The following is a 422-nucleotide window of genomic DNA, read 5'->3' as shown; positions in this document are numbered from 1 at the left end:
GCGTATCACCACTGCCGTGATCCCGCACGATCGTATCGGTCTTCAGCGTAAAACGGCCAGCTGGCGCGACCATACGGTTACACCAGTTCCCGAAGCTGTCGCGGTATCCATCCAGGGGAACTGCAGGTGTCGTGATGAGATAGTCAGGCCGTTCGAGATCGGAGAAGCGCGATGCATGGACGTTCAGCGTCGCAATGACCGGGGTGGGGTGCGTAAATTCATAGGTCATCTCGCAGCCGACAAGGATACGCATGGGCTCAGTCCTAAAGAGAGGCGTCGAGATCAGCGTTGGTCCCGCAAGGTTCGGACCGTATCACGATGTGAGGTCAGCTGCCCGCCGAGTCTGCTTCAGGGCGTTCGGCTGTACGATCGTGATCGCTGGCTCTCCGGGGCTGCTCTCGGCTCGCGCCACAACGCTCACA

1 pseudogene is annotated in these 422 nt (G+C 60.0%); it reads right to left on the bottom strand.

The window, feature by feature from the left end:
- Window positions 1–253, bottom strand: a pseudogene (locus K9U40_RS24095) (transglutaminase family protein); the annotation flags it as partial.
- Window positions 254–422: the final 169 nt, after the last annotated feature.

The organism is Xanthobacter autotrophicus (assembly GCF_030015065.1).
GTDB classification, from domain to species: domain Bacteria; phylum Pseudomonadota; class Alphaproteobacteria; order Rhizobiales; family Xanthobacteraceae; genus Xanthobacter; species Xanthobacter autotrophicus_D.
The sequence above is the reverse complement of the archived record's forward strand: the minus strand, read 5'-3'. Positions and strand labels throughout refer to the sequence as shown.